General features: G+C 69.8%; 26 protein-coding genes. 10 read left to right on the top strand and 16 right to left on the bottom strand.

Going from position 1 to position 23,382, the window contains the following annotated elements:
- Nucleotides 1-4: 4 nt before the first annotated feature.
- Nucleotides 5-496: a hypothetical protein gene (locus AC1Q7O_RS22955; protein WP_492661136.1), complete on the bottom strand. Its 492-nt coding sequence runs from the start codon at nucleotides 494-496 to the stop codon at nucleotides 5-7.
- A 38-nt stretch (nucleotides 497-534) separates the two neighbouring features.
- On the opposite strand from AC1Q7O_RS22955, the gene AC1Q7O_RS22950 reads away from it, so the two are divergent.
- From AC1Q7O_RS22950 to AC1Q7O_RS22940, 3 genes are all read left to right on the top strand, one after another.
- Nucleotides 535-1,773, top strand: a complete 1,239-nt coding sequence (locus AC1Q7O_RS22950; RefSeq protein WP_492661135.1) for a CaiB/BaiF CoA transferase family protein — start codon at nucleotides 535-537, stop codon at nucleotides 1,771-1,773.
- Nucleotides 1,774-1,982: 209 nt separating this feature from the next.
- Nucleotides 1,983-3,083 carry a hypothetical protein gene (locus tag AC1Q7O_RS22945; protein ID WP_492661134.1) on the top strand — a complete coding sequence of 367 codons (1,101 nt, stop codon included), beginning with the start codon at nucleotides 1,983-1,985 and terminating at the stop codon, nucleotides 3,081-3,083.
- A 22-nt stretch (nucleotides 3,084-3,105) separates the two neighbouring features.
- Nucleotides 3,106-3,585: a TlpA disulfide reductase family protein gene (locus AC1Q7O_RS22940; protein WP_492661133.1), complete on the top strand. Its 480-nt coding sequence runs from the start codon at nucleotides 3,106-3,108 to the stop codon at nucleotides 3,583-3,585.
- Here the strand turns inward: AC1Q7O_RS22940 and lipA are convergent.
- Complete coding sequence (lipA, locus tag AC1Q7O_RS22935; protein WP_492661132.1) at nucleotides 3,582-4,544, bottom strand: lipoyl synthase; 963 nt, start codon at nucleotides 4,542-4,544, stop codon at nucleotides 3,582-3,584. The two genes, AC1Q7O_RS22940 and lipA, sit on opposite strands and share 4 nt — an antisense overlap.
- 2 nt (nucleotides 4,545-4,546) lie before the next feature.
- Nucleotides 4,547-5,215, bottom strand: a complete 669-nt coding sequence (lipB, locus tag AC1Q7O_RS22930) for a lipoyl(octanoyl) transferase LipB (protein ID WP_492661131.1) — start codon at nucleotides 5,213-5,215, stop codon at nucleotides 4,547-4,549.
- A 57-nt stretch (nucleotides 5,216-5,272) separates the two neighbouring features.
- Here lipB and AC1Q7O_RS22925 point away from each other — a divergent pair, with 57 nt between their 5' ends.
- Nucleotides 5,273-5,899: a tetratricopeptide repeat protein gene (locus AC1Q7O_RS22925; RefSeq protein ID WP_492661130.1), complete on the top strand. Its 627-nt coding sequence runs from the start codon at nucleotides 5,273-5,275 to the stop codon at nucleotides 5,897-5,899.
- Here the strand turns inward: AC1Q7O_RS22925 and AC1Q7O_RS22920 are convergent, their stop codons facing one another.
- Genes AC1Q7O_RS22920 through AC1Q7O_RS22895 form a run of 6 tightly spaced genes read right to left on the bottom strand, consistent with a single transcriptional unit; the run spans nucleotide 5,900 to nucleotide 9,867 of the window.
- Nucleotides 5,900-6,184, bottom strand: a complete 285-nt coding sequence (locus tag AC1Q7O_RS22920) for a DUF493 family protein (RefSeq protein ID WP_492661129.1) — start codon at nucleotides 6,182-6,184, stop codon at nucleotides 5,900-5,902.
- 13 nt (nucleotides 6,185-6,197) lie between these two features.
- Nucleotides 6,198-7,355 carry a D-alanyl-D-alanine carboxypeptidase family protein gene (locus tag AC1Q7O_RS22915; RefSeq protein WP_492661128.1) on the bottom strand — a complete coding sequence of 386 codons (1,158 nt, stop codon included), beginning with the start codon at nucleotides 7,353-7,355 and terminating at the stop codon, nucleotides 6,198-6,200.
- Between the two features lie 9 nt (nucleotides 7,356-7,364).
- Complete coding sequence (locus AC1Q7O_RS22910) at nucleotides 7,365-7,988, bottom strand: alpha/beta hydrolase (RefSeq protein ID WP_492661127.1); 624 nt, start codon at nucleotides 7,986-7,988, stop codon at nucleotides 7,365-7,367.
- Nucleotides 7,985-8,311 carry a (2Fe-2S) ferredoxin domain-containing protein gene (locus tag AC1Q7O_RS22905; RefSeq protein WP_268168033.1) on the bottom strand — a complete coding sequence of 109 codons (327 nt, stop codon included), beginning with the start codon at nucleotides 8,309-8,311 and terminating at the stop codon, nucleotides 7,985-7,987. The genes AC1Q7O_RS22910 and AC1Q7O_RS22905 overlap by 4 nt, the downstream gene beginning before the upstream one ends.
- Before the next feature lie 16 nt (nucleotides 8,312-8,327).
- The gene (locus AC1Q7O_RS22900) at nucleotides 8,328-9,428 is read right to left on the bottom strand and encodes a VanZ family protein (protein WP_492661126.1); all 1,101 of its coding nucleotides are present in this window, start codon (nucleotides 9,426-9,428) and stop codon (nucleotides 8,328-8,330) included.
- A gap of 10 nt (nucleotides 9,429-9,438) precedes the next feature.
- A complete protein-coding gene (locus AC1Q7O_RS22895; RefSeq protein WP_492661125.1) occupies nucleotides 9,439-9,867 on the bottom strand; it encodes a CopD family protein in 429 nt (142 codons plus the stop codon).
- A gap of 279 nt (nucleotides 9,868-10,146) precedes the next feature.
- Between AC1Q7O_RS22895 and hemB the strand changes: the two genes are divergently transcribed.
- Together hemB and AC1Q7O_RS22885 are read left to right on the top strand one after the other, a co-directional pair.
- Nucleotides 10,147-11,163 (top strand): porphobilinogen synthase, encoded by a 1,017-nt coding sequence (gene hemB, locus AC1Q7O_RS22890; RefSeq protein WP_492661124.1) that lies wholly within the window; start codon nucleotides 10,147-10,149, stop codon nucleotides 11,161-11,163.
- Between the two features lie 5 nt (nucleotides 11,164-11,168).
- Nucleotides 11,169-12,272 (top strand): magnesium transporter CorA family protein, encoded by a 1,104-nt coding sequence (locus tag AC1Q7O_RS22885; RefSeq protein ID WP_492661123.1) that lies wholly within the window; start codon nucleotides 11,169-11,171, stop codon nucleotides 12,270-12,272.
- Here AC1Q7O_RS22885 and ybeY read toward each other — a convergent pair.
- Together ybeY and AC1Q7O_RS22875 are read right to left on the bottom strand one after the other, a co-directional pair.
- On the bottom strand, nucleotides 12,269-12,718 hold the full coding sequence (gene ybeY / locus AC1Q7O_RS22880; RefSeq protein ID WP_492661122.1) for an rRNA maturation RNase YbeY: 450 nt from the start codon (nucleotides 12,716-12,718) through the stop codon (nucleotides 12,269-12,271). The two genes, AC1Q7O_RS22885 and ybeY, sit on opposite strands and share 4 nt — an antisense overlap.
- A complete protein-coding gene (locus tag AC1Q7O_RS22875) occupies nucleotides 12,715-13,674 on the bottom strand; it encodes a PhoH family protein (protein ID WP_492661121.1) in 960 nt (319 codons plus the stop codon). The genes ybeY and AC1Q7O_RS22875 overlap by 4 nt, the downstream gene beginning before the upstream one ends.
- Nucleotides 13,675-13,763: 89 nt before the next feature.
- Here AC1Q7O_RS22875 and AC1Q7O_RS22870 point away from each other — a divergent pair, with 89 nt between their 5' ends.
- From AC1Q7O_RS22870 to ruvB, 4 genes are all read left to right on the top strand, one after another.
- Complete coding sequence (locus AC1Q7O_RS22870; protein ID WP_492661120.1) at nucleotides 13,764-15,176, top strand: sensor histidine kinase; 1,413 nt, start codon at nucleotides 13,764-13,766, stop codon at nucleotides 15,174-15,176.
- Nucleotides 15,177-15,198: 22 nt separating this feature from the next.
- Complete coding sequence (locus AC1Q7O_RS22865) at nucleotides 15,199-15,852, top strand: response regulator (RefSeq protein ID WP_492661119.1); 654 nt, start codon at nucleotides 15,199-15,201, stop codon at nucleotides 15,850-15,852.
- Between the two features lie 27 nt (nucleotides 15,853-15,879).
- Nucleotides 15,880-16,449, top strand: coding sequence for a Holliday junction branch migration protein RuvA (ruvA, locus tag AC1Q7O_RS22860; protein ID WP_492661118.1), 570 nt, complete (start codon nucleotides 15,880-15,882; stop codon nucleotides 16,447-16,449).
- A gap of 82 nt (nucleotides 16,450-16,531) precedes the next feature.
- Nucleotides 16,532-17,590 carry a Holliday junction branch migration DNA helicase RuvB gene (gene ruvB / locus AC1Q7O_RS22855; protein WP_492661117.1) on the top strand — a complete coding sequence of 353 codons (1,059 nt, stop codon included), beginning with the start codon at nucleotides 16,532-16,534 and terminating at the stop codon, nucleotides 17,588-17,590.
- A gap of 46 nt (nucleotides 17,591-17,636) precedes the next feature.
- On the opposite strand, the gene AC1Q7O_RS22850 is transcribed toward ruvB, so the two are convergent.
- The 5 genes from AC1Q7O_RS22850 to AC1Q7O_RS22830 form a co-directional block, all read right to left on the bottom strand.
- On the bottom strand, nucleotides 17,637-18,593 hold the full coding sequence (locus AC1Q7O_RS22850; RefSeq protein WP_492661116.1) for a porin: 957 nt from the start codon (nucleotides 18,591-18,593) through the stop codon (nucleotides 17,637-17,639).
- A gap of 135 nt (nucleotides 18,594-18,728) precedes the next feature.
- The gene (locus tag AC1Q7O_RS22845; RefSeq protein WP_492661201.1) at nucleotides 18,729-19,370 is read right to left on the bottom strand and encodes a histidine phosphatase family protein; all 642 of its coding nucleotides are present in this window, start codon (nucleotides 19,368-19,370) and stop codon (nucleotides 18,729-18,731) included.
- A gap of 2 nt (nucleotides 19,371-19,372) precedes the next feature.
- Complete coding sequence (locus AC1Q7O_RS22840; RefSeq protein ID WP_492661115.1) at nucleotides 19,373-19,696, bottom strand: DUF1840 domain-containing protein; 324 nt, start codon at nucleotides 19,694-19,696, stop codon at nucleotides 19,373-19,375.
- A gap of 26 nt (nucleotides 19,697-19,722) precedes the next feature.
- Nucleotides 19,723-21,861 carry a putative bifunctional diguanylate cyclase/phosphodiesterase gene (locus AC1Q7O_RS22835; protein WP_492661114.1) on the bottom strand — a complete coding sequence of 713 codons (2,139 nt, stop codon included), beginning with the start codon at nucleotides 21,859-21,861 and terminating at the stop codon, nucleotides 19,723-19,725.
- Nucleotides 21,858-23,153, bottom strand: coding sequence for an HD-GYP domain-containing protein (locus AC1Q7O_RS22830; RefSeq protein WP_492661113.1), 1,296 nt, complete (start codon nucleotides 23,151-23,153; stop codon nucleotides 21,858-21,860). The genes AC1Q7O_RS22835 and AC1Q7O_RS22830 overlap by 4 nt, the downstream gene beginning before the upstream one ends.
- Nucleotides 23,154-23,382: the final 229 nt, after the last annotated feature.

Genomic DNA, 23,382 nt, shown 5'->3' with positions numbered 1-23,382 from the left:
GATGTTAGCGGGCGGGCTCGATGCGCAGCCCGGCGATGAACGCGTCCCACGCCGGCGCGTCGTCCCGCGCGCCCGACATCACCGCCTGGTAGACGCGGCCGCCGTGCGCGAACACCGCCACACGGGTGGCCGCGCCGTCGCCGCCCAGGCGGTGCTGGCCGGCCTCGGGCAGCGGCGTCATGCCAGCCACCTGCAGCGGCTGCGCCGGCGGCAGCGGCTGGCCCAGCTTGGCGGCCAGCGCCTGCGCCATGGCCTTCAGCGCGGCGCCGGCCTGCGCGGCGTCCGGCGTGTCGGCCCAGGACAGCGCAAAGCGGCTGCCGGCCGCCTCGCACTGCGCCAGCCCCATGCCGGCGCGCTGCTCGACGTCGGGCTTGCACGGGAACAGCGCCACCGCGCCCGACTGCGCCGGCCGCACCTCGCGCCAGTTCAACGCCGGCTGGCAGGCGGCCAGCAGGCCGAGCATTAGGGCAAATCCGGCGACGAAGCGATGAGGCATCGCCGAATTATCGACAGCCGCCCCCTGACAATTCCGTGATGCAAAAACTGCCAACTCCACAAGCGCTGGCGGGCGTGCGCGTGCTGGACCTCTCACGCGTGCTGGCCGGCCCCTGGTGCACCCAGACGCTGGCCGACCTCGGCGCCGACGTCATCAAGATCGAGCGCCCCGGCAGCGGGGACGACACGCGCGCCTGGGGCCCGCCCTACCTGAAGGACGCCGACGGCCAGGACACGAGCGAGGCCGCCTACTTCCTCGGCGCCAACCGCAACAAACGCTCGCTGGCCGTGGACCTGGCCACGCCCGAGGGGCAGGCCATCGTGCGCAAGCTGGCCGGCCAGGTGGACGTGCTGGTGGAGAACTTCAAGGTCGGCGACCTGGCCCGCTACGGGCTGAACGCGCAAAGCCTGCTGGCCGAGCACCCCGGCCTCGTGATCTGCTCCATCACCGGCTTCGGCCAGACCGGCCCCTACGCCGAGCGCGCCGGCTACGACTACGCCGTGCAGGGCATGGGCGGGCTGATGAGCGTGACCGGCGAGCGCGACGACCTGCCCGGCGGCGGCCCGCAGAAGGTGGGTGTGGCGGTGGCCGACCTGTTCACCGGCATGTACGCCACCGTTGCGATCCTGGCCGCGCTGCGCCACCGCGACGCCACCGGCCAGGGCCAGGTCATCGACATGGCGCTGTTCGACACGCAGCTCGCCATGCTCGCCAACCTGGGCAGCAACTACCTGTGCAGCGGCAAGGCACCCGGCCGCATGGGCAATGCGCACCAGAACATCGTGCCCTACCAGGTGTTCGAGGCCAGCGACGGCCACCTGATCCTGGCCGTCGGCAACGACCGCCAGTTCGCCAAGTTCTGCGACATCGCCGGCCACCCGGCCTGGGCCACGGACCCGCGCTTCGCCACCAACGCCGAACGGGTGCGCCACCGCGCCACGCTGGTGCCGCTGCTGGAGGACGCCATCCGCCAGCGCCCGCGCAACGACTGGCTGGCCGCGCTGGAGGCGGCCAAGGTGCCCTGCGGCTCAATCAACTCCATCGCCGAGGCGCTGGCCGACCCGCAGGCGCAGGCGCGCGGCGCCGTCATCGGGCTGGACCACCCGCTGACGCCCGGGCTGCGCCTGGTGGCCAGCCCCATGAAGCTGTCGGCCACGCCGGTGCAGTACCGGCAGGCGCCGCCGCTGCTGGGCCAGCACAGCGACGAACTGCTGCGCGAGGCCGGCTGCAGCGCCGACGACATCGCCGCCTGGCGGGCCGCCGGCGTCATCGCCTGAACCCAGGCATGCGGGTTGCGAGGGTAAGCCCACCCCTGAACCAAGGGTTTCCACCCGGCTGGGGGATGGAGAAAGGGGCTCCCAGTCCCCAGCATGCGCTTTCACATCGCGGTGGGCCCACAACCTAGAACCATCCGCCGCGGATCTGCTTTCCCGGGGTCATGTCCACACCGCCTTCTTCAGCGCCAGTCAGCGCCGCCAACGATGTCATGCCTGAGCCCACGCCAGTGCAGTGGGCCGACATCGTCCAGCAACTGGGCGCCGAGATCGCCGGCCCGCTGAGCGCGGCGCTGGAGCAGATCCAGAACCTCGCCACCACCGGCCAGATCGACCGCCGCGGCCTGCGCCTGCTGCGCCGCAGCGTCGATGACGCCCGCACCGCCGGCATGCTGGGCCAGCAACTGGCCCGGCTGGCCTCCGGCCGGCTGCGCCTGAACCGCGAGCGCCAGCACCTGTCGCAGATGCTGCGCAGCGTGCTGGCCCAGCGCAGCCGCGAGACGCAGGCGCGCGGCGTGCAGGTGCGCCAGTCGCTGAAGCCGGTGGAGATCTGGGCCGACGGCGCGCTGCTGTTCGCGCTGCTGAACGCGCTGATGGACTGGGCGCTGGCCAACACGCACTCCTCCGTCGACCTGCGGCTGGACCTGACGCCCTGGCCCGTGAAGGCACGGCTGTCCTGCCGCTTCGCCCACCGCTCGCTGGAGCTGCTGGGCGAGCCGCCCGAGCCGCAGGCGGCGTCGACGGGGCTGGATTCGCTGGCCTGGAAGCTGCTGGAGCAGACCGCGCTCACGCTGGGCGTGCTGCCGCTGCGCGAGCAGGAGGCCGGCATCACGCTGCTGACGCTGGAGTTCAACCAGCTCGCGCCCGAAGAGGCGCCGCCGCCCGACAGCACGCACGCCAAGCTGGAGGCCGAGGCAGAGCGGCTGGGCGGCAACTCGCGGCCGCTGGCCGGCTGCCAGGTGCTGATCCTGACCGCGCACCGCGAGCTGCGCGCCGAGGCGCAGGCGTCGCTGCGCCACATGGGCATGCTGGTGGACGCCGTCGGCAGCGTGGCCGAGGCCGAGCAGTTCTGCCGCGAAGGCCTGCCGCACGTGCTGCTGTTCGATGCGGCACAGATGGACGAGGCGCTGCTGCACCTGATCGCCGGCATCAGCCGCGACGCGCCGGACTTCGCCTTCGTCGAGATGTTCGACGGCGAGCACCGCACGCAGCTGTCCACCGCCACCAGCGACGGCGTGGCCCGCATCTCGCGCCGCCACCTGGCCGACGCGCTGCCGTCGCTGCTGATGTTCGAGCTGGCGAAGAGGAATTGACGCCCCTTCTTAGAATGCGACCATGCTGACCCGCCGCCTGCTCGCCGCCCTCTGCTTTGCCGCCCTGGCCGGCTGCGCCAAGGAGCCGGCACCCGCCGTGAACTACGTACTGCTGGATGGCAGCAAGGCCAGCTCGCAGCAGTGGGCCGGCAAGGTCATGCTGGTGAACTTCTGGGCCACCAGCTGCGCGACCTGCGTGAAGGAAATGCCGCAGATCATCGCCACGCACGGCAAGTTCAAGGACCGCGGCTTCGACACGCTGGCGGTCGCCATGAGCTACGACCCGCCGGCCTTCGTCGCCCGCTTCGCCGAGACGCGCAAGCTGCCGTTCGGCGTCGCCATCGACAACACCGGCGCCGTGGCCAACGCCTTCGGCCCGGTGCAGATGACGCCGACGACCTTCCTCATCAACAAGCGCGGCGAGATCGTCAAGCGCTACGTCGGCGAGCCCGATTTCGCCGCGTTGCACGGCTTGATCGAGCAGCTGCTGAAAGAGGCTTAGGCCGCCGTCGGGTTCAGCACGCCGTGGGCCTGCTGGTCGGCGTGGTAGCTGGAACGCACCATGGCACCCACGGCCGCGTGCGTGAAGCCCAGCTCGTAGGCTTCCTTCTCGAACTGCTTGAAGGCGTCGGGCGTCACGTAGCGGCGCACCGGCAGGTGGTGGCCCGACGGGGCCAGGTACTGGCCGATGGTGATCATGTCGATGTTGTGCGCGCGCATGTCGCGCATCACCTGGCGGATCTCGTCGTCGGTCTCGCCCAGGCCCACCATGATGCCGCTCTTGGTCGGCACGCCCGGCACTTCTTCCTTGAAGCGCTTCAGCAGGTTCAGGCTGAACTCGTAGTCGGAGCCCGGGCGCGCTTCCTTGTACAGGCGCGGCGCGGTTTCCAGGTTGTGGTTCATCACGTCCGGCGGCGCGGCCTTCAGGATGTTCAGCGCGCGGTCGGCACGGCCGCGGAAGTCGGGCACCAGCACCTCGATCTGCGTCGTCGGGCTCAGCTCACGCGTCTTCGTGATGCACTCGGCGAAGTGCGCCGCGCCGCCGTCTTTCAGGTCGTCACGATCGACACTGGTGATGACGACGTACTTCAGCTTCAGTGCAGCAATTGTCTTGGCCAGGTTCAGCGGCTCGTCGACATCCAGCGGGTCCGGCCGACCATGGCCCACGTCGCAGAACGGGCAGCGGCGCGTGCACTTGTCGCCCATGATCATGAACGTGGCCGTGCCCTTGCCGAAGCATTCGCCGATGTTGGGGCAGGAGGCTTCCTCGCAGACGGTGTGCAGCTTGTGCTCGCGCAGGATCTGCTTGATCTCGTAGAAGCGGGTGCTGGGCGAGCCGGCCTTCACGCGGATCCAGTCGGGCTTCTTCAGCACCTCGGCCGGCACGATCTTGATCGGGATGCGCGAAGTCTTGGCTTCGGCTTTTTGCTTCACGCTCGGGTCGTAGGTCGTGTCCGTCATGGTCAGGGAGTCAACTGGGCCGAGAGGCGCTCGGCGAGCCGGCCGGCCGCGGTGGGCCAGTCCGTGAAAACCCCGATTTTATCGAGGGATGTGGTTTCCAGGCCCTGGTAGCCACAAGGGTTGATGCGCTGGAAGGGTTCCAGGTCCATCGCGACGTTCAGCGCCAGGCCGTGGAAGCTGCAGTGGCGATTGATCTTGATGCCTAAAGCGGCGATCTTGGCCAGCCCCTTGAACGCGTTCGCCGGGTCCGCCGGACCGGCCGGTGCGGCATGGCCGCCGGGGTCGGCCGGGCGCACGTAGATGCCAGGGGCACCGGCCACGCGCAGGCCGGTCACGCCGTAGCTGTCCAGCACCTGGATCAGCGCCGTCTCCAGCCGGAACACGTACTCCTTCACGTAGATGCCCAGCCGGCGGAGGTCGATGAGCGGGTAGGCCGTGACCTGGCCGGGGCCGTGGTACGTGACCTGGCCGCCGCGCTCGGTGGGCACGACCGGGATGTCGCCCGGCAGCAGCAGGTGTTCAGGCTTGCCGGCGATGCCTTGCGTGAAGGTGGGCGGGTGCTCGCAGAGCCAGAGTTCATCCGGCGTGTCCGCATTCCGCGTCGCCGTGAAGGCGCGCATGGCCTCCAGCGTGGGCAGGTATTCCACCGGCCCCAGGGTCTTGACGATCATGCGCGGCATCATAGGGACGCCCCGTAAGCCTTTGCCGTCGCTGGCCGACTCACGCCGATGAAGATCCCGCTGATTGCCCTGCTGCTCACCACCTCGCTGGCCCAGGCCGCGCCGCTGGACGACGCCATCGCCGCGTATGAAGACGGCCAGTTGACCGTCGCCGCGAAAGGCTTCACCGCGGCGGCTCGGCGCGGCGAGGCGCTGGGCCAGTTCAACCTGGCCATGATGCATCTGCGCCGCGAGCTGCCCGGTGCGACCGATGCGCAGGCCTGGCGCTGGCTGCAGCGTGCCGCGGCACAGAAGTTCGCGCTGGCCGAGAACGCGCTCGGCGAAATGATCGAGCAGGGCCGCCATGGCAAGCCCGACGCCGCGGCGGCGTGCGACTGGTTCGAGCGCGCCGCCGGGCATGGCCACGCCGACGCCGCCCAGGACATCGCCACCTGCTTCTACCTGGGCCGCGGCCGGGTGCAGGACATGCGCCAGGCGCACCGCTGGTACCTGGACGCCGCCAAGGCCGGCGACGTCGGCGCGCAATACCTCGTCGCGTCGATGTTCGAGACCGGGCTGGGCGTGGAGGCGGACGCGCGGCTGGCGCGCTACTGGTACGAGGCGGCGGCGAAGAACGGGGACGTGGCCGCCAAGGGCAAGCTCAAGGCGCTGCAGGACGCCGACGCGGCCAGCTGATCAGAGCACCACCTTGACCATCGGATGCGTCGTCAGCGTCCGGTAGATCTCGTCCAGCTGCTCGCGGCTGGTGGCGGTGATGGTGATGGTCAGGCCCAGGTAGTTGCCGCCCTTGCTGGGGCGCTGCTCGATGGTGGCCGCGTCGAAGCCGGGGTCGAACTGCAGCGCCACGTGCGTGATGGCCTCGATGAAGCCCTCGACGTGCGCGCCCATCACCTTGATGGGGAACTGCGACGGGTACTCGATGAGCGACTGCTCGGGCGGGATGTCAGGGGGCAGGTTCATGCGGCGTCTCCGGTCACTTGATCCACAGGCGGATGGAGTCGAACGCGCGGCCGAACAGGCCGGCGACGGGCACGGACTCCTGCACGATCAGCGGCACCTCGGCCACCGGCGCGCCGGCCGTCGTCGTCACGCGCAGCGTGCCCACACGCTGGCCCTTGTTCAGCGGCGCGACCAGCGGGTCGGTGTGCTCGACCTGGGTCTGCAGCTTGCTGCCATCGCCGCGCGGCACGGCGACGAAGACGGCATCCGCCGCGCCCAGCTTCACTTCCTTGGCCTCGCCCTTCCAGACCGGCACGGTCTTGATGGCCTTGCCGGCGTCGAAGATCTTGACGGCGTCGTAGGCGGTGTAGCCCCAGTTCAGCAGCTTCTGGCTTTCGCTGGCGCGCGCGTCCTTGGAGCTGGTGCCCATGACGACGCTGAGCAGCCGGCGCTTGCCGTTGGGGAACTCGCGGTTGGCGCTGGCCACCAGGCAGTAGCCGGCGGCCTCGGTGTAGCCGGTCTTCATGCCGTCCACGGTGGGGTCGCGGCGCAGCAGCAGGTTGCGGTTGTCCTGGCGGATCTTGTTGAAGGTGTAGTCGCGCTGCGAGTAGTAGCCGTAGTACTCGGGGAAGTCCGCAATGATGCGGGCGGCGATGGTGGCGATGTCGCGCGCGCTGGACTTGTGGCCCGGCTCGCTCATACCGGTCACGTTCTTGAACTCGGTGTTCTTCAGGCCCCAGGCCTGGGCCTGGCGGTTCATCAGCTGCACGAAGCCCTCGACGCTGCCGGCCACGCCCTCGGCCAGAGCCACGGCAGCATCGTTGCCGCTCTGGATGATCAGGCCGCGCAGCAACTCGTCGACCTTCGGTGTCATCGTCGTGTCGATGAACATCAGCGAGGGCTCGCCCTTGCGCTCGTCCCAGGCGCGCTTGGAGACGGGCAGCGTCTGGTCCAGCGTGAGCTTCTTGTCGCGCAGCGCGTTGAAGACGACGTAGGCCGTCATCAGCTTGGTCAGCGACGCCGGGTCCTGCGGCGTGTCGGCGTCGCGCTCGGCCAGCGTCTTGTGGGCCGAGAGGTCGATCAGCACGTAGTTGCGCGCGGCGATCTCGGGGGGTTGCGGGGCCTGGGCCCGAGCGGTCAGCGAAGACGTCGCCAGCACCGCGGCGAGGAAGGAAGCCAGCAGTCGTTTCATCAATTCAGTTCAGGCACGCGCCGGGTCGAAGGCGCGCACCACCAGGGACTTGAGCAGCGGCAGCTGCCCATGGAAGAAATGGCCCACGCCGGGGACGACGGTGACGGGCAGGCTCTGCGGCCGCGCCCAGTCGAGCACGGACGACAGCGGCACCACGTCGTCGACCTCGCCGTGGATGACCACGGTGTCGGCCGGCACGGGCGCGGTGTCGAAGCGGCTGGTGGCGGGGCCCACCAGCACCAGCCGCTGCGCGGCCGGCTCCACGCGCTGCGCGGCGCGCGACGCGACAAAGCCGCCGAAGGAGAAGCCCGACAGGATCAGCGCATCGCCGGGCGCATGCACGGCGGCCAGCACGGCCAGCGCGTCGTCCACCTCGCCACGGCCCTCGTCCCAGCCGCCTTCAGACTTGCCGATGCCGCGGAAGTTGAAGCGCACGGCGCGCCAGCCCAGCTGCAGGAAGGCGCGGGCCAGCGTCTGCACGACCTTGTTGTCCATCGTGCCGCCCTGCGTCGGGTTGGGGTGGCAGATCAGCGCGGTGCCGAGCGGCGTGACACCGCCGACGGGCAGGTCGATGGCGACTTCGATCTGGCCGGCCGGGCCGGGCACGAGGCGTTTCTCGGTCTGCGCGTTCATCGGCCGACGGATTCCGGCAGCACCAGGCGCTCGACGACCTTGCCGTCGCGCAGATGGCTTTCGACGATCTCGTCGATGTCGCTCTGGTCCACCCACGAGTACCAGACGGCCTCGGGGTAGACGACGGCGACGGGGCCGCCCGCGCAGCGGTCCAGGCAGCCGGCCTTGTTGACGCGGACACCGTCCTTGCCAGCCAGGCCCAGCTGCTTCACGCGGGACTTGCAGTGATCGAAGGCGCCTTGCGCGTCATGGTCGGCACAACTGGCCTCGCCATTGGCGCGCTGGTTCAGGCAGAAGAAGACGTGGCGCTGGTAGTAACTCATCGCGATCGATTCTCTCTCACTGTGATTTCTGCACGAGCCGAGCCGCGAGCCAGATCAGGGCGACGAAGGGCCAGGTCCAGGCCACCCAGCGCGTCAGGCCGTACAGGTTGACGAAGCGGCCATGCTCCCAGGCCTGCAGGTTCAGCGCCAGGTAGGGGTCACTGGGCGCCACGCTGATGAGGCCCACCAGCGCGCACAGCACGAACAGTCCCAGCGCCGCCGCGACGCGCGACGGCAGCAGGCACGCCAGCACCGCCAGCGCCAGCCCCAGGCCCACGCCGGGCCGGGTGGCCTCGCTGAGCCAGGCCCAGGCGTGGTCGGGCCCGAAGGCCATCGCCGTGGCCGTGGCGGTGGCCAGCAGCCCCAGCAGCACCGCGCCGCCGGCCAGCACCACGCGGCGCAGCCCCGGGCGCGCGACCGTGATCATCAGCAGCACCGGCGCCACCAGCCCCAGCCCGATGGCCAGCGCCTGCAGGCCTGGCGGCAGCTCGTGTTCCACCGTGACCGCGTCGCCCCAGTTCAGCGCCCAGGGCGTGCCGTCCAGCGCTTCCAACAGCGTCTCGCGCCACCAGGGCAGCCACTGCCCCAGGCCGAACGGCAGCGGCGTGGGGTACAGCAGCGCCACCGGCCACAGCGCCAGCAGGGCCAGCGCCGGTGCGCTGCTGCTGCCGAACCAGTGGTCGCGCATGTCCTCCCAGCGCCGCAGGCCGCCCACCGCGTGCAGCAGCAGCCCCAGCACGGCGCCCACGCTGCTGCCCGCCGAATTCAGCGCCCAGTCCGACAGCGACGGCACGCGCCCCGGCAGGAAGAACTGCAGCGTCTCCATCGCCAGCGACAGCAGCGGCCCGGGCAGGAAGCCCAGCAGCAGCCCGCCCCGCAGCCCCCAGCCCGAGCGCATCGCCGCGGCAAAGCCCAACAGGCCCAGCGGGATGTAGCCGATCAGGTTGGCTTCGAGGTCGTAGGCGAAGAACTGCCGCGGCCAGGGCAGGCTGAACAGCCACGGCCACCCCATGCCGGGCGGCCAGCGCCACGGAAAGAACGGGTAGAGGCTGGCGTAGATGACCAGCCCGATGTGGGCCAGCAGCAGCCAGGTGGCGGAACTCTGCCGTCGCGGCATCGGGAGGGGGTCAGAAAGGTTTGACCGTCACCAGCACGACGATGGCGGCGAACAGCAGCACCGCCGTCTCGTTGTAGACGCGGAACCACTTGTGGCTGCGCCGGTTGGCCAGCTCCTCGAAGCCCCGCAGCAGGCGGCGGTTCATGTGGTGGTAGCCGATGGCGCCGAGCACCAGCAGCATCTTGGCGTGCAGCCAGTAGCTGCCGGCGAAGCGGCTGGCGCCCCAGCCCACCAGCACCCAGACGCCCAGCAGCAGCGCCACGCCCATCAGGATGCTGCTGAAGCGGTGCAGCTTGTGCGCCATCAGCAGCAGGCGCTCGCGTTCGGCATGGCTGTCGGCCGGCACCATGGCCAGGTTCACGAAGATGCGGGGCAGGTAGAACAGGCCCGCAAACCACGCGGCGACAAAGACGATGTGAAAAGCTTTGACCCAGAGCATGGCGGCGATTATGGGCAGGGTTTCCACTGCCCATGCCGAGCCACCGAAAGGGCGCCGGGAATAAAAAAGGCCCCGGTAAAAACCGGGGCCGAGAAAGCCTTATCGCTGTCATCACGCTAAGGCTCCTGCTCAGGGAGGAAAAGCAGGGAACGACCACCTTGCGGCTATCATTCGCGGACAAGTTTAGCGCGCTTGAGCGGTGGCGTCACGAATAAATGATGCCGGGATGTGTCGTCCATCACGCACCGGGCCGCGTCCCCCGCCGTTTGAGGATCCGCCTTGGCCCGCTCACTTCTGACACCCGCCGCCTTTCCCGCCGCCCGCCCCCGCCGCCTGCGCCGCGACGCCTTCACCCGCGCACTGGTGCGCGAGCATTCGCTGCAGGCCAGCGACCTGATCCTGCCGGTGTTCGTGCACGAGGGCGACAACGTGGCCGCGCCCATCGCGTCGATGCCGGGCGTGTCGCGCCTGAGCCTGGACCTGCTGCTGCACACCGCCGACGAAGCCGTGCGGCTGGGCATCCCAGTCATCGCGCTGTTCCCGGCCATCGAGCCGCACCTGAAGACCGTGGACGGCTCGGAGGCGTTCAATCCTGACGGCCTGATCCCGCGCGCCGTGCGGGCGCTGAAGTCGCGCTTCCCGCAGCTGGGCGTGCTGACCGACGTGGCGCTGGACCCCTACACCAGCCACGGCCAGGACGGCCTGCCCGACGAGAGCGGCTACCTGATGAACGACGCCACCGTCGAGCTGCTGGTGCGCCAGGCCATGACGCAGGCCGAGGCCGGCGCCGACATGGTGGGCCCCAGCGACATGATGGACGGCCGCATCGGCGCCATCCGCCAGGCCTTCGAAGGCGCCGGGCACATCCACACGCGCATCATGGCCTACAGCGTGAAGTACGCCAGCGGCTTCTACGGCCCGTTCCGCGACGCGGTCGGCTCCAAGAGCGCGCTGGGCAAGGCCGACAAGAAGACCTACTACGTCGACCCCGGCAACAGCAACGAGGCGCTGCGCGAGGTGGCGGCCGACCTGGCCGAGGGCGCGGACATGGTGATGGTCAAGCCCGGCATGCCGTACCTGGACGTCGTGCGCCGCGTGAAGGACGAGTTCGGCGTGCCGACCTTCGCCTACCAGGTCAGCGGCGAGTACGCGATGCTGAAGGCCGCCGCGGCCAACGGCTGGCTGGACCACGACACCGTCATGATGGAGTCGCTGCTGGCCTTCAAGCGGGCCGGCGCCGACGGCGTGCTGACCTATTTCGCGCTGGACGCGGCCCGGCTTCTGAAGCAGGCCTGAGCCCCATGCGGGTGTTCCACATCCAGGCCGACAGCTTCACGGAGCTGCCGGCACTGCCCGACGCGCTGCCGGAACGCGGCTTCCTGTGGCTGGGCTACGGGCGGCGCGAGTTCGAGGTGGGCGAGGCGGCCGTGCAGCAGGCGCTGTCGCGCTGGGGCTGCGGCAACATCGTCGACCTGCATGTGTCGGACCTGATCAACAACCAGCTGCCCTCGCACTTCGACTACACGTCCTGGTACGACATGCTGGTGTTCCGCCGCCTGGCCGCGGCGCCGGGCAGCCAGGACCTGTTCGTCGACGACGAGCACGGCACGCTGGCCTCGGCGCAGCGCGCGCTGCGCGCCATCGACACCAGCCCGGTGGGCTTCGCGGTGTTCGACCGCGTGCTGGTGACCGTGCACCCGACCGACTGCCAGGTGCGCGAGTTCTTCGCGCAGAAGCTGGACCGCCTCATCGAAGGCCGCGACAAGGCGCCCGCACGCGGCAGCGCCCGGCTGCCCGCGAGCCCGGCCGACCTGATGCTGCGCATGGTCAACCACATGGTGGACAGCTACCTGGAGCTGCGCCGGCTGCTGACGCGCCAGCTCGGCACGCTGCAGCGCGTGCTGCTGGACCAGAGCAGCGAGTTCGACGACTGGCCGCTGCTGCTGGAGAGCCGCGATGCGCTGCACCGGCTGGAAGACACCTGCGAAGACCAGCGCAGCGCCATCCAGGAATGGATAGACGCGCTGGACGAATGGCCGGCCGACGGCGACCCGCACGTGACGCGCGAGCGCGAGCTGCTGCGCGTGCGCTCGCGCGACGTGCTGGAGCATGTGGAGCGCGTGCTGACGCATGTGCGGCGGCTGGAGTCGTCGGCCGAATCGGCCGTGCAGATGCACTTCAGCGCGCTGGGTCACCGCACCAACAGCATCATGCGCACGCTGACGGTGCTGACCGCCATCTTCCTGCCGCTGAACCTCATCACCGGCATCTTCGGCATGAACTTCGAGTGGATGCCGCTGATCAAGAACCCGAACGGGTTCTGGGAGTCCATCGCGCTGATCGGTGCGCTGGCCATTGGGCTGTGGCTGCTGTTCCGCAGCAAGCGCTACCTGAGCAGTCGCTAAGCCTTGCGGTAGGGGTCGGCCACGCCGAGGCCGGCGAGGATCTCGGTCTCGCGTGCCTCCATGCACTCGGCCTCGTCGTCCACCTCGTGGTCGTAGCCCTGCGCATGCAGCGTGCCGTGCACCAGCAGGTGGGCGTAGTGATCCAGCAGCGGGATGCCCATCTCGGCGGCTTCCTTCTCCACCACCTCGGCGCAGATGACCAGGTCGGCGCCGACGACCGGCTCGTGGCTGTAGTCGAAGGTCAGCACGTTGGTCGCGTAGTCCTTGCTGCGGTACTCGCGGTTCAGCGCGCGGCCTTCCTCGGCATCGACGATGCGCACGGCGATCTCGCCCGGCAGCTCCAGCGCCGCGCGGATGAAGCGCTGCACCTTGTGGCGCGGCAGCAGCGCGCGGTGGCGCGGGTCGGCGAATTGCAACGACAGGCTCAGTTCGGGACGGGTGCTCATGCTTCTCTCGCTTCGCGCTTGGCGCGCGCCTCGTAGGCCTCGACGATGCGGGCCACCAGCGGGTGGCGCACGACGTCGGCGCTGGTGAAGCGCGTCATCGCGATGCCCTTGACCTTGGCCAGCACGCGCTCGGCATCGATGAGGCCGGACTGCACGCCGCGCGGCAGGTCGATCTGGCTGGTATCGCCGGTGACGACGCAGCGGCTGCCAAAGCCGATGCGGGTCAGGAACATCTTCATCTGCTCGGGCGTCGTGTTCTGCGCCTCGTCGAGGATGACGAAGGCATGGTTCAGCGTGCGGCCGCGCATGAAGGCCAGCGGCGCGACTTCGAGCTGGCCCTTCTCGAACGCCTTGGTGACGCGGTCGAAGCCGAGCAGGTCGTACAGCGCGTCGTACAGCGGGCGCAGGTAGGGGTCGACCTTCTGCGTCAGGTCGCCCGGCAGGAAGCCCAGGCGCTCGCCGGCCTCGACGGCCGGGCGGGTCAGGATGATGCGCTGCACGCTGGCGCGTTCCAGCGCGTCCACCGCGCAGGCCACGGCCAGGAAGGTCTTGCCCGTGCCGGCCGGGCCGAGGCCGAAGGTGATGTCGTGCGCCAGGATCTGCTGCAGGTACTGGTGCTGGCGCGGCGTGCGGGCGGACAGGTCCGCGCGGCGCGTGCGCAGCACCAGCGGGCCGTCGCTGCCGGGCGTGGCGGGCTCGGGCGCCTTGGCCTCCACCAGCGCCAGCTGCAGCGTCTCGGCGGGCAGCGGCCGGCGGGCGCGCTCGTACAGCGCCTCCAGCAGCGATTGCGTGCGCTCGGCGGCCGCCTTGACGCCGTTGATGCGGAACTCGGCGTCGCGGCGCGTGATCTTCACGCTCAGCGCGGCCTCGATGTCCCGCAGGTGCGAGTCCAGGCTGCCACAGACACGGGCCAGGCGGGTGTTGTCGACGGGTTCGAAGGCGAAGCGCAGGATCACAAGGTGACGGCAGAAAGAAGTGAACGCGGATTGTCGCTGGTGCATTCCCCGGCGCGGCAGGCACCGGGCCTCCCTCACAATGCCGGCCCATGATTGCCTCCACCGCGCCGAGGGTCCGCAAGCCTCTGCGCCTGCCCCCTGCCCTGTTCCTCGCCGCGGCGCTGTGCTGGCCCGCCGTCGCCCATGCCCAAGCCATGGCCGGCCCCGACTGGGCTGCCATCCTGCGCGGCTGGGTGGCCGCCATGCTGGCGCTGATGGCCACCGTCGTCGGCCTCGTGGCCGGCCTGCACCACCGCGAGCGCCCGGCCAACTTCCTCGTCGGCATGATGCTGAGCTGGGTGGTGCTGCGCGCCGCCGGCGCGCCGGCCGCCGCCGGGCTGCGGCCGTTGCTGATGACGCTGCTGGTGCTGTGCGGCGTGCAGTACCTGCTGCGCCAGATGAACTGGAAGCGCAGCTGGATCGATCACGCGCTGCTGATCCAGTGCCTCATCGTGCCGGCCAGCCTCCTGCTGACCGGCGGCCAGGTGGGCGTGCTGCCGGCCGTCTGGAACGTCGTGCTGAGCCTGGAGCTGGTGGCCGCCATGGGCTGGGCGCTGTGGCTGCGCCGGCTGCGGCTGCAGGCCGGGCCGGACGAGGCGCTGGCGCGCGAGTTACGCCTGATGGCGCTGCTGCTGCTGCCCACCATGCTGGCGCTGCTGGCCGAGCTGGCGCTGGCGCCCGTCAGCGAATCGCTGTGGCTGACCGCCTCGCCCTGGCTGAGCCTGGCGCTGCCGGTGCTGATGCTGGGCCTGGGCCTGCAGGTGGTGAACCAAGTCGCGCACGCCCGCGTCGACGCCGAGAAGCGCACGGCCACCATCGAGCAGCGCATGGCCGAGCGCATCGCCGATGTGGAGCGCACCCACAGCCAGCTGGCCGAGCAGAAGCTGGAGCAGGTGACCGAGCGCGAGCGCAAGCGCATCGCCGCCGACCTGCACGACGACCTCGGCGCCAAGCTGCTGACCATCGTGCACACCAGCGAGTCCGACCGCATCTCGACGCTGGCGCGCGAGGCGCTGGAGGAGATGCGGCTGTCGGTGCGCGGCCTGACCGGCAAGCCGGTCCACCTCATCGACGCGCTGGGCGACTGGCGGGCGGAGGTCGTCTCGCGGCTGGGCCAGGCCAACATCCTGGCCGAGTGGAAGAGCCCCGCCGAGGACATCGAGCACACCTTCCAGGCCCGCTCCTACGTGCAGACGACGCGCATCCTGCGCGAGTCGGTCAGCAACATCATCAAACACAGCGGCGCCACCAACGCGACGATCTCCAGCGCGGTGCAGGACGGCGACTTCATCCTGACCATCCAGGACAACGGCCAGGGCATCCCGACCGAACTGGACGGTCGCCTGGACCGCGGCCACGGCATGGCGAGCATGAAATCACGCGCCAAGCAAATGCACGGCCAGTGCCTGGTTGAATCCGGCCCCGGCTGGGGTACCGTCATCCGTCTGACGATCCCGCTCTAGTTTTCGTTCCCCCGAGGCTCCCATGAACCACATCCTGCTGCTCGAAGACATCCCGGAGATCCGTGCCTGGCTCAAGGCCCTGGTCAAACAGGTGTTCGCCAACGCGCAGATCACCGAATGCTCGCGCGTGCAGGATGCGCTGTCGCTGGTCAACGGCCAGCGCTTCACGCTGGCGCTGCTGGACCTGGGCCTGCCGGACGGCTCGGGCGTCGAGGTCATCGCCGCGCTGCGCGAGAAGCAGCCGGAGGTGCAGTCCGTCATCGTCACCATCCACGACGACGACGAGCACCTCTTCCCTGCGCTGCAGGCCGGCGCCTTCGGCTACCTGCTGAAGGAACAGTCGCGCGAGCTGCTGGTGGAACAGCTGCAGCGCATGAGCGGCGGCGAACCGCCGCTGTCGCCGTCCATCGCGCGCAAGGTCATCGCCTACTTCGCCGCCCAGGTGAAGAAGCCGGCCGCCTCGCTGCTGCACGAAGTGTCGCTGACCGACCGCGAAACCGAGGTGCTGCTGCGCGTGGCCAAGGGCTTCACGCTGCCGGAGATCGGCGTGCAGCTGGGCCTGTCCCGCCACACCATCGCCGACTACGTGAAGCAGATCTACCGCAAGCTCAACGTGAGCTCGCGCGCCGAGGCCGCGCTGGAAGCGCAGCGCCTGGGTTTGTTCGGTCGCAACTGAGGCTGAGGTGGCCCGGATAATCCGGGCATGATTGGAAGACTGACTGGCGTCATCGCCGAAAAGACGCCCCCGCAGGTCGTCATCGACGTCGCGGGCGTGGGCTACGAAGTGGACGTGCCGATGAGCACGTTCTTCAACCTGGGCGGCCTCGGTGAGCGTGCCGTGCTGCTGACCCACCTGACCGTGCGCGAGGACGCGCACCAGCTGTTCGGCTTCCTCACGCACGAGGAACGCGCCACCTTCCGACAGCTCATCAAGATCAGCGGCGTCGGCCCGAAGATGGCGCTGGGGCTGCTGTCCGGCCTCTCCGTCGCCGAACTGGCGCAGGCCGTCTCCCGCCAGGAAATCGGCCGGCTGACCAAGGTGCCCGGCATCGGCAAGAAGACTGCCGAGCGGCTGCTGCTGGAGCTCAAGGGCAAGCTGGGCCCCGACCTGGCCCTGCCCGCCACCGTCGCCAACGACAACCAGGCCGACATCCTGCAGGCACTGGTCGCGCTCGGCTACAGCGAGAAGGACGCCGGCGCCGCGCTGAAGGCGCTGCCGCCTGACGTGGGCGTCAGCGACGGCATCAAGCTCGCGCTGAAGAAACTCTCATGAAGTTAGCCCCCACGCTCACTTCGTTCACTGTCCCCCTATGGGGCACTCGCCTTTCTTGGGGCGGCCCGGCGAAAGGTCGGTCATGAGCATCCAGACGGACGACTTCGCGCCGGCGCCACGCATCGTCAGCGCGGCGCCCGAGTCCAGCCGCGAGGAAGCGCTGGAGCGCGCACTGCGGCCCAAGCTGCTGGACGACTACGTCGGCCAGAGCAAGGCGCGCGAGCAGCTGGAGATCTTCATCGGCGCCGCCCGCAAGCGCCGCGAGGCGCTGGACCACGTGCTGCTGTTCGGCCCGCCGGGCCTGGGCAAGACGACGCTGTCGCACATCATCGCGGCCGAGCTGGGCGTGAACCTGCGCCAGACCTCCGGCCCGGTGCTGGAGAAGCCCAAGGACCTCGCGGCCATCCTCACGGGGCTGGAGAAGAACGACGTCCTCTTCATTGATGAGATCCATCGCCTCAGCCCGGTCGTGGAGGAGATCCTGTACCCGGCGCTGGAGGACTACCAGATCGACATCATGATCGGCGAAGGCCCGGCCGCCCGCTCCATCAAGCTGGACCTGCAGCCCTTCACGCTGGTCGGTGCGACGACGCGCGCCGGCATGCTGACCAATCCATTGCGTGATCGTTTCGGCATCGTCGCGCGGCTGGAGTTCTACACGCCGGCCGAGCTGCAGCGCATCGTCACGCGCTCCGCCGGGCTGCTGAACGCGCCCATCGACGCCGACGGCGCGCTGGAGATCGCCCGCCGCTCGCGCGGCACGCCGCGCATCGCCAACCGCCTGCTGCGCCGCGTGCGCGACTACGCCGAGGTGAAAAGTGACGGCCGCATCGTCGCCGGCATCGCCGACAAGGCGCTGGCCATGCTGGACGTCGATCCGCAGGGCTTCGACCTGATGGACCGGAAGTTCCTGGAGGCCGTCGTGCACCGCTTCGACGGCGGGCCCGTGGGCCTGGAGAACGTGGCCGCGGCCATCGGCGAGGAAGCCGGCACCATCGAGGACGTCATCGAGCCCTACCTGATCCAGCAGGGCTTCCTGCAGCGCACGCCGCGCGGCCGCGTTGCGACGCTGGCGGCCTACCGCCACCTCGGCGTTGCGCCGCCCGGCGGCAAGAACTCGCCCGACCTGTTCGGGGAATGAAAAAAGCGCCCCGAGGGGCGCTTTCTTTGTTTCTGGTCCCGAAGGATCAGAAGTTGTGGCGGATGCCGGCAGCCAGCGAGTTGAAGTCGCCCACCTTGTTGGACAGCTTCTGGTCGATCTGGGTGTAGTAACCGTAGATCTTGGTGCGCTTGCTCAGGTTGTAGTTGTAGCCCAGCGTCCACTGCGAAGCGCCGGCGTTCTTGAACGTGCCGTCGCCACCGGACTTGGTGCCGCCGATGTTGAAGTGGAACTCCGACTGACCCATCGTGTACATGGCCGACACGCGGCCGATGTCGCGCGAGCGGGTGCCGTCGATCTCTTCACGCTGGTAGTAACCGGCCAGCAGGAAGGGGCCGAAGGCGTAGTCGGCTTCGATGGTGTAGTTCTTGCGCTTGGCGACGGTGTCAGCCTGGGCGTAGGTTGCGCCGATGTGCAGGCCGTTGGCTTCGTAGTTGCCCGACAGGTCGAACGCGCGGGCATCGCCAGCGGCGCCTTCGCCGGCGTGGGCGCTGGCGATGAAGCTGAAGCCGTCGATGTTCGGCGAGAAGTAGCCGACCTTGTTCGAGCGGAAGCCGAAGGCGAACGACGAGAACAGCGCGTCGGAAGACGAGCCGGTGTCGTGGTTGTGGTTGCTAACGCGGTCAACGGTCGAGAAGTACGAATCCGGGAACCAGGTGCCCAGGCGGACGGTACCGAACGAGCCGGACAGTTCGACGTTGGCCTGACGGTTCCAGAACTGCGTGCCACCCGAAGCGGCGCCGGTGTCGGATTCCAGACCGTGTTCCAGGTTGAAGCCAGCCTTCAGGCCGCCACCCAGATCTTCCGTACCGCGGAAACCCAGGCGCGAGTTGTTGTTCGCGACGACGACCTTGCGGTCCTGGTTGCCCAGCTTCTGGCTTTCAACGGTGGTGTTGAGACGGCCCCACAGCGTGACAGAGCTTTGGGCGAAAGCCGGAGCGGCCGTGACGGCGGCCAGGGCGGCAACGAGGGCGATCTTCTTCATCGTGAGCCTTTTCGAGTGAGTTGCGGCGGGTCCGGAAACCTACCTTGGAGAACAAGTGGAAACGAGTATAGGAGCGACTTTCGGCGCAACCGACACGGACGATGTGCCGATGCAACAGTCGGCCTAGGGGTCCGGTCAGGCGGCAACGTCGTCGGCAGCCAGGCCCGCGAGGTGTCGGTCGTCGTTCCAGCCCACCAGCGTGAAGCCCTCGGAGGTGGCGAGCAGGCGGTTGATGGTGGCGTTGCCGAGTTGCCAGCTGCGCGGCGCGTCCAGCGCGGTGCGGGTGGCAGCGCGGTAGAGACAGTCCAGCACGCCGCCGTGGGCGACGAGGGCGATGCTCTGCCCGGGGTGGGCCGCCACGGCCCGGGTGGCCGCCTGCAGGCAGCGGGCGCTGAAGACGGTCAGGCTCTCGCCACCGCCGACCGGGAAGTCCGGCTCGCGGCGGCGCCAGCGGGTGGCGTCGTCGGGGTAGGTCTGCGCGATCTCTTCCCAGCTCAACCCCTCGAAGCGGCCGAAGGCGCGTTCGCGCAGGCCGGCGTCCAGCCGCACCGGCAGGCCCTGCACGCCGGCCAGCGCCTCGGCGGTCTGGCGGGCGCGGCTGAGGTCGCTGGCGTAAATGGCAGCCAGCGGCTCGTCGGCCAGCGCTTCGGCCAGGCGCTGGGCCTGGGCCAGGCCCAGCGGGCTGAGCGGGATGTCGGTGTGGCCCTGGATGCGCGTGGCGCGGTTCCAGGCGGTCTCGCCGTGGCGGATGAGGATGACGCGCGTGGCCTCTTCCAGCATCAGACGCCCCAGACGACGTCGGCGCCTTCCTTCTGGCTGCGCACCATCAGTTCGCGCAGCGGCCAGGCGCGTTGGCGCAGCGACACGCCCTGGCGGCGCGGCACGGCGTCGCCGGCGGCCTTGGCGGCGTCGACGGCCTGCTGGAACTGTGCCTCATCGGCGGCAACGCCGGCTTCCAGCGCCTGGATCAGCGCGGGCAGCTGGGCCGATTCGAGGATGCCTTGCGGCGCGGGCTCGCGGCCCAGCAGGCGCAGCACGTCACCGCCGGAGTCGCCCAGCATGACGACGTCGGCACCAGCCTTGGATTTGAAGCGGTAGAGCATGGGCGCATTGTGCGCGCCCACCCGGCTCAGCCGGTGCTGGCCAGGCCCAGCCAGCCGGACACCGCAGCGTCGACGACATGACGGCGCGGGCGCACGCGCTGCTCGAACTCCTCGGGCCGCAACGCGGGTGCGAACAGATAGCCCTGGAACTCGTGGCAGCCGGCCTGGGCCAGGAAGTCGCGCTGCGCCTCGGTCTCGACGCCCTCGGCGATGACCTGCAGGCCCAGCGCCCGGCCCATCTGCACGATGGCGTTGGCAATGCCGACGTCGCTGGGGTCGTTGGGCAGGCCCTGCACGAAGCTGCGGTCGATCTTGAGGCGCTGGATGGGGAAGCGCTTGAGATACCCCAGCGACGAGTAGCCGGTGCCGAAATCGTCGATGGACAGCGTGACACCCAGCGCGGCCAGCGCCTGCATGCGCTTGAGGCCTTCGTCGGCGTCGCCCAGCAGCACGCCTTCGGTGAGCTCCAGCTCCAGCATGCTGGCGGGCAGGGCCGCGTCGCGCAGCGCGGCGGCGACGCTGTCGACGAAATGGGCCTGCTGGAACTGCAGCGCCGACACGTTGACGGCGACCGGCATGCGCAGACCGCGGCTGAGCCAATGCGCGGCCTGGTCAATGGCTTCGCGCAGCACCCAGTCGCCGATGGCGACGACGAAGCCGCTTTCCTCGGCCAGCGGGATGAATTCGGCCGGCGAGATGTCGCCGCGCTGCGGGTCGCGCCAGCGGATCAGCGCCTCGGCGCCGATGACGCGGTCGCTGCCCAGCTCGACCTGCGGCTGGTAGTGCAGCCGGAAGCGACCTTCGGCGAGCGCCTGGCGCATCGCATGGTCCAGCCGCATGCGCGACAGCAGGTCGACTTCCTTGCGCGGCACGTGGAAGCGGAAGCCCGCGCGGCCGCTTTCCTTGACCCAGTGCATGGCGCGCTCGGCGCTGGCCAGCAGCTCGTCGGGCGTGCCGCCGTCGCCGGGGTACAGCGCGATGCCGCAGCTGGCGGTGACGGTGAAGCTCAGCGTGTCGAAGCTGAAGGGTTCGGCCAGCAATTGCTGCACGCGGCGGGCGGCGGCTTCGGCCTCGAACATCTGGGCGCCGTCGACGAGCAGCGCGAACTCGTCGCCGCCGACGCGGGCCAGTGTGTCGTTGGCGCCGACGGCGCCGCGCAGCCGCTCGACGACCTCGCGCAGCACGCGGTCGCCGTAGCTGTTGCCCAGCGTGTCGTTGATCTGCTTGAAGCGGTCCAGGTCCAGGTGCAGCAGCGCGAACGACGGCGGTGCCTCGCCGCTGCTGACGACAGCCATCTGCTGCACGATGCGGTCGGCCAGCGCGCGGCGGTTGGGCGCGCCGGTCAGCGCGTCGGAGCGGCCCAGTTCCTCGATGCGCTGGTGGGCGGCGAGCTTTTCGGACAGGTCGCGGAACGAGAACACGCGGCCGATGGGCTCGCCGCGGCTCATCTGCGGCAGCGACACCTGCTCCAGCACGCGGCCGTCGGCCAGGCGCAGCATGTCGCTGGAGCGCATCAGCGGCGCGTCCAGCAAGGCCTCGATGCGCAGCCGGTACTGCTCGCCGTCGCGCATGACGCGCTGCAGGCTCAGCCACAGGCCGGCGTCGCCGGGCTCGTGCAGCAGGCCACCGGGCAGGCCCCACAGCTTGGCGAAGCGGCGGTTGAAGCTGCGCACGCGGCCGGCGAGGTCGACGACGAGGATGCCGTCGGCGGTGGATTCGAGCGTCGCGCGCAGCTCGGCCAGCAGCGTCTCGCGCTCGGCCTCGGCGCGGCGGCGGCGCGTCTGGTCGTGCAGCAACACCAGCCAGTAGCGATCGCCCTCGGGCGTGTGGATGGGGCTGATGGCGCGGCTGACCCAGCGCGGCTGGCCGTCGCTGTGCGTCAGCACGGTGTCGGAGCGGATGCGGGCGAAGGGGTCACGCGCGGCGCCCTGCCAGAAGGCCTCGTCTTCCAGCGAGCCGCACAGCAGCGCCGGGGCCTGGCCCAGTGCGCGCTCGGGCTTGAGGCCCAGCAGGCGCAGCGCAGCGCGGTTGATGGCGCAGACGGTCAGGCTGGCACCGTCGACGAGCCAGGCGGGTTCGGGCAGACCTTCGAGCAGCGCGCCGATCAGGGACGGCGCCTCGGGGACGCGAGGCAAGGCCGGGTTCGCCTCGCGGCTGGCGTTCACGCGGTCAGCTCCCCGGGACCGGTGCTGACGGCGTCGAAGAAGTAGGCGATGCGGGCACGCGGGCTGAGGTAGTCCAGCGCGGCACGGGGCAGGAACTGCGGCTTCAGGCTGCGGCGGATGCCGAGGTCGGGCATCTCTTCCAGGTTCAGGATGAGCGCGTCTTCCTTGGGCACCTTGGGGTCGTGAACCATGACGCGGGGCTTGAGCGGCCGCGCCGAGTTGACGGACACGACCAGCGCATAGCGGTCGTCGGTGAGCTGCACGGTGGAGCCGGGCGGGTAGACGCCCATCATGCGGATGAAGGCGTTCAGCATGGTCGCGTCGAAGCGGTTGCGGCCCTGGGCGAACATCAGCGACAGCGCCTCGTGCGGCGTCATCGCCTTGGAGGTCAGCAGCGGGTTGCACAGGCCGTCGAAGCGGTTGACCAGCGCGACGATGCGCGCGCCGGTGCTCATGCGGTCCATGTTGATGCGCTGCGGGAAGCCGCTGCCGTCGGCATGCTCGTGGTGCTGCGCAATGATGAGCAGCGGCGCGGGCGGCAGGCCCATGGCCTGCGCGATGGCCACGCCCTTGGCGACGTGCTGCTGGTAGGCCTGGGTCTCGGCGGCGGTGAAGCTCTCGTCGCGGTGGCGCAGGCGCGCGGCGACCTCGAGCTTGCCGACGTCGTGCAGCAGCGAGCCGACGCCCAGGTCCATCATCTCGTCGCGGCCCAGGCCGAAGGCGCGGCCCAGCAGCAGCGCGATGATGCAGACGTTCAGCGCGTGGGCGGTGGAACGGTCGCCGGCAGCCTCGTTGAGCAGGCGCATGTTGAGGTCGCCCTCGACCAGCATCTTGTCGAGCAGCGCGGCGGTCAGCGTCTCGGCCTCGGTGCGGGCCTGGTGGGGGTCGCTCTGGACGTGCTCCATGACGCTGCGAAAGCCGTCGGCGGCTTCGCCGTACTGCTCTTCGCACAGGCGCAGGGCCTCGCGCTGGGCCGCCAGCGCGCGGCGGTGCGCCTCGCGGGCCAGTTCCTCGGGCGTGGGCGCGCTGGGTTCGGCGGTGGCAGCGTGCGCCTCCACCGCGGCGACGGGGGGCAGATCGGCCTGGGCCTGCAGGGTCAGATCGCTCTTGGCAGGGCTCCAGCGCACCTGCGTCAGGCCGAGCCGGCGCAGGATCAGCAGTTGATCGGCCGAGGCGATCTTGAAGCTCGACAGCGGAAACGGATGCGACATCCAGCCCAGGTCCAGGTGGATGAACATCCCCACGGTCAATTGGCTGACATCGATCAGCGGATCGTTTGATCTATCCTGCATTCACTCAACACCCGCGCCCGGGCACCCCTCGACTCGACCCGGGCGACGACACCGCTGCCGAAGAACCCGAGCCGGCCTCCTGTTCTATACGTCAAATCGGCCAGTTGCGTCCGGGACCATGCGGGAAAATTCCCTGGTGCGGCGCAAGGCGGAGCTTAGCGCCTGAACGTGACCGAAATTCCGTGCCTTTGTCGGGGCAAACGCGGAGGAATGCATGTCCGCACGCGCT

This window comes from Roseateles sp. GW823-FHT07B05, assembly GCF_058794515.1.
This window is presented reverse-complemented; position numbering and strand designations above follow the sequence as displayed.

Bases quoted from the DNA above. Each gene is read 5' to 3' on its own strand.
- AC1Q7O_RS22955 (WP_492661136.1), bottom strand. From the start codon at position 496: ATGCCTCATCGCTTCGTCGCCGGATTTGCCCTAATGCTCGGCCTGCTG.
- AC1Q7O_RS22950 (WP_492661135.1), top strand. From the start codon at position 535: ATGCAAAAACTGCCAACTCCACAAGCGCTGGCGGGCGTGCGCGTGCTG.
- AC1Q7O_RS22945 (WP_492661134.1), top strand. From the start codon at position 1,983: ATGCCTGAGCCCACGCCAGTGCAGTGGGCCGACATCGTCCAGCAACTG.
- AC1Q7O_RS22940 (WP_492661133.1), top strand. From the start codon at position 3,106: ATGCTGACCCGCCGCCTGCTCGCCGCCCTCTGCTTTGCCGCCCTGGCC.
- lipA (WP_492661132.1), bottom strand. From the start codon at position 4,544: ATGACGGACACGACCTACGACCCGAGCGTGAAGCAAAAAGCCGAAGCC.
- lipB (WP_492661131.1), bottom strand. From the start codon at position 5,215: ATGATCGTCAAGACCCTGGGGCCGGTGGAATACCTGCCCACGCTGGAG.
- AC1Q7O_RS22925 (WP_492661130.1), top strand. From the start codon at position 5,273: ATGAAGATCCCGCTGATTGCCCTGCTGCTCACCACCTCGCTGGCCCAG.
- AC1Q7O_RS22920 (WP_492661129.1), bottom strand. From the start codon at position 6,184: ATGAACCTGCCCCCTGACATCCCGCCCGAGCAGTCGCTCATCGAGTAC.
- AC1Q7O_RS22915 (WP_492661128.1), bottom strand. From the start codon at position 7,355: ATGAAACGACTGCTGGCTTCCTTCCTCGCCGCGGTGCTGGCGACGTCT.
- AC1Q7O_RS22910 (WP_492661127.1), bottom strand. From the start codon at position 7,988: ATGAACGCGCAGACCGAGAAACGCCTCGTGCCCGGCCCGGCCGGCCAG.
- AC1Q7O_RS22905 (WP_268168033.1), bottom strand. From the start codon at position 8,311: ATGAGTTACTACCAGCGCCACGTCTTCTTCTGCCTGAACCAGCGCGCC.
- AC1Q7O_RS22900 (WP_492661126.1), bottom strand. From the start codon at position 9,428: ATGCCGCGACGGCAGAGTTCCGCCACCTGGCTGCTGCTGGCCCACATC.
- AC1Q7O_RS22895 (WP_492661125.1), bottom strand. From the start codon at position 9,867: ATGCTCTGGGTCAAAGCTTTTCACATCGTCTTTGTCGCCGCGTGGTTT.
- AC1Q7O_RS22885 (WP_492661123.1), top strand. From the start codon at position 11,169: ATGCGGGTGTTCCACATCCAGGCCGACAGCTTCACGGAGCTGCCGGCA.
- ybeY (WP_492661122.1), bottom strand. From the start codon at position 12,718: ATGAGCACCCGTCCCGAACTGAGCCTGTCGTTGCAATTCGCCGACCCG.
- AC1Q7O_RS22870 (WP_492661120.1), top strand. From the start codon at position 13,764: ATGATTGCCTCCACCGCGCCGAGGGTCCGCAAGCCTCTGCGCCTGCCC.
- AC1Q7O_RS22865 (WP_492661119.1), top strand. From the start codon at position 15,199: ATGAACCACATCCTGCTGCTCGAAGACATCCCGGAGATCCGTGCCTGG.
- ruvA (WP_492661118.1), top strand. From the start codon at position 15,880: ATGATTGGAAGACTGACTGGCGTCATCGCCGAAAAGACGCCCCCGCAG.
- ruvB (WP_492661117.1), top strand. From the start codon at position 16,532: ATGAGCATCCAGACGGACGACTTCGCGCCGGCGCCACGCATCGTCAGC.
- AC1Q7O_RS22850 (WP_492661116.1), bottom strand. From the start codon at position 18,593: ATGAAGAAGATCGCCCTCGTTGCCGCCCTGGCCGCCGTCACGGCCGCT.
- AC1Q7O_RS22840 (WP_492661115.1), bottom strand. From the start codon at position 19,696: ATGCTCTACCGCTTCAAATCCAAGGCTGGTGCCGACGTCGTCATGCTG.
- AC1Q7O_RS22830 (WP_492661113.1), bottom strand. From the start codon at position 23,153: ATGCAGGATAGATCAAACGATCCGCTGATCGATGTCAGCCAATTGACC.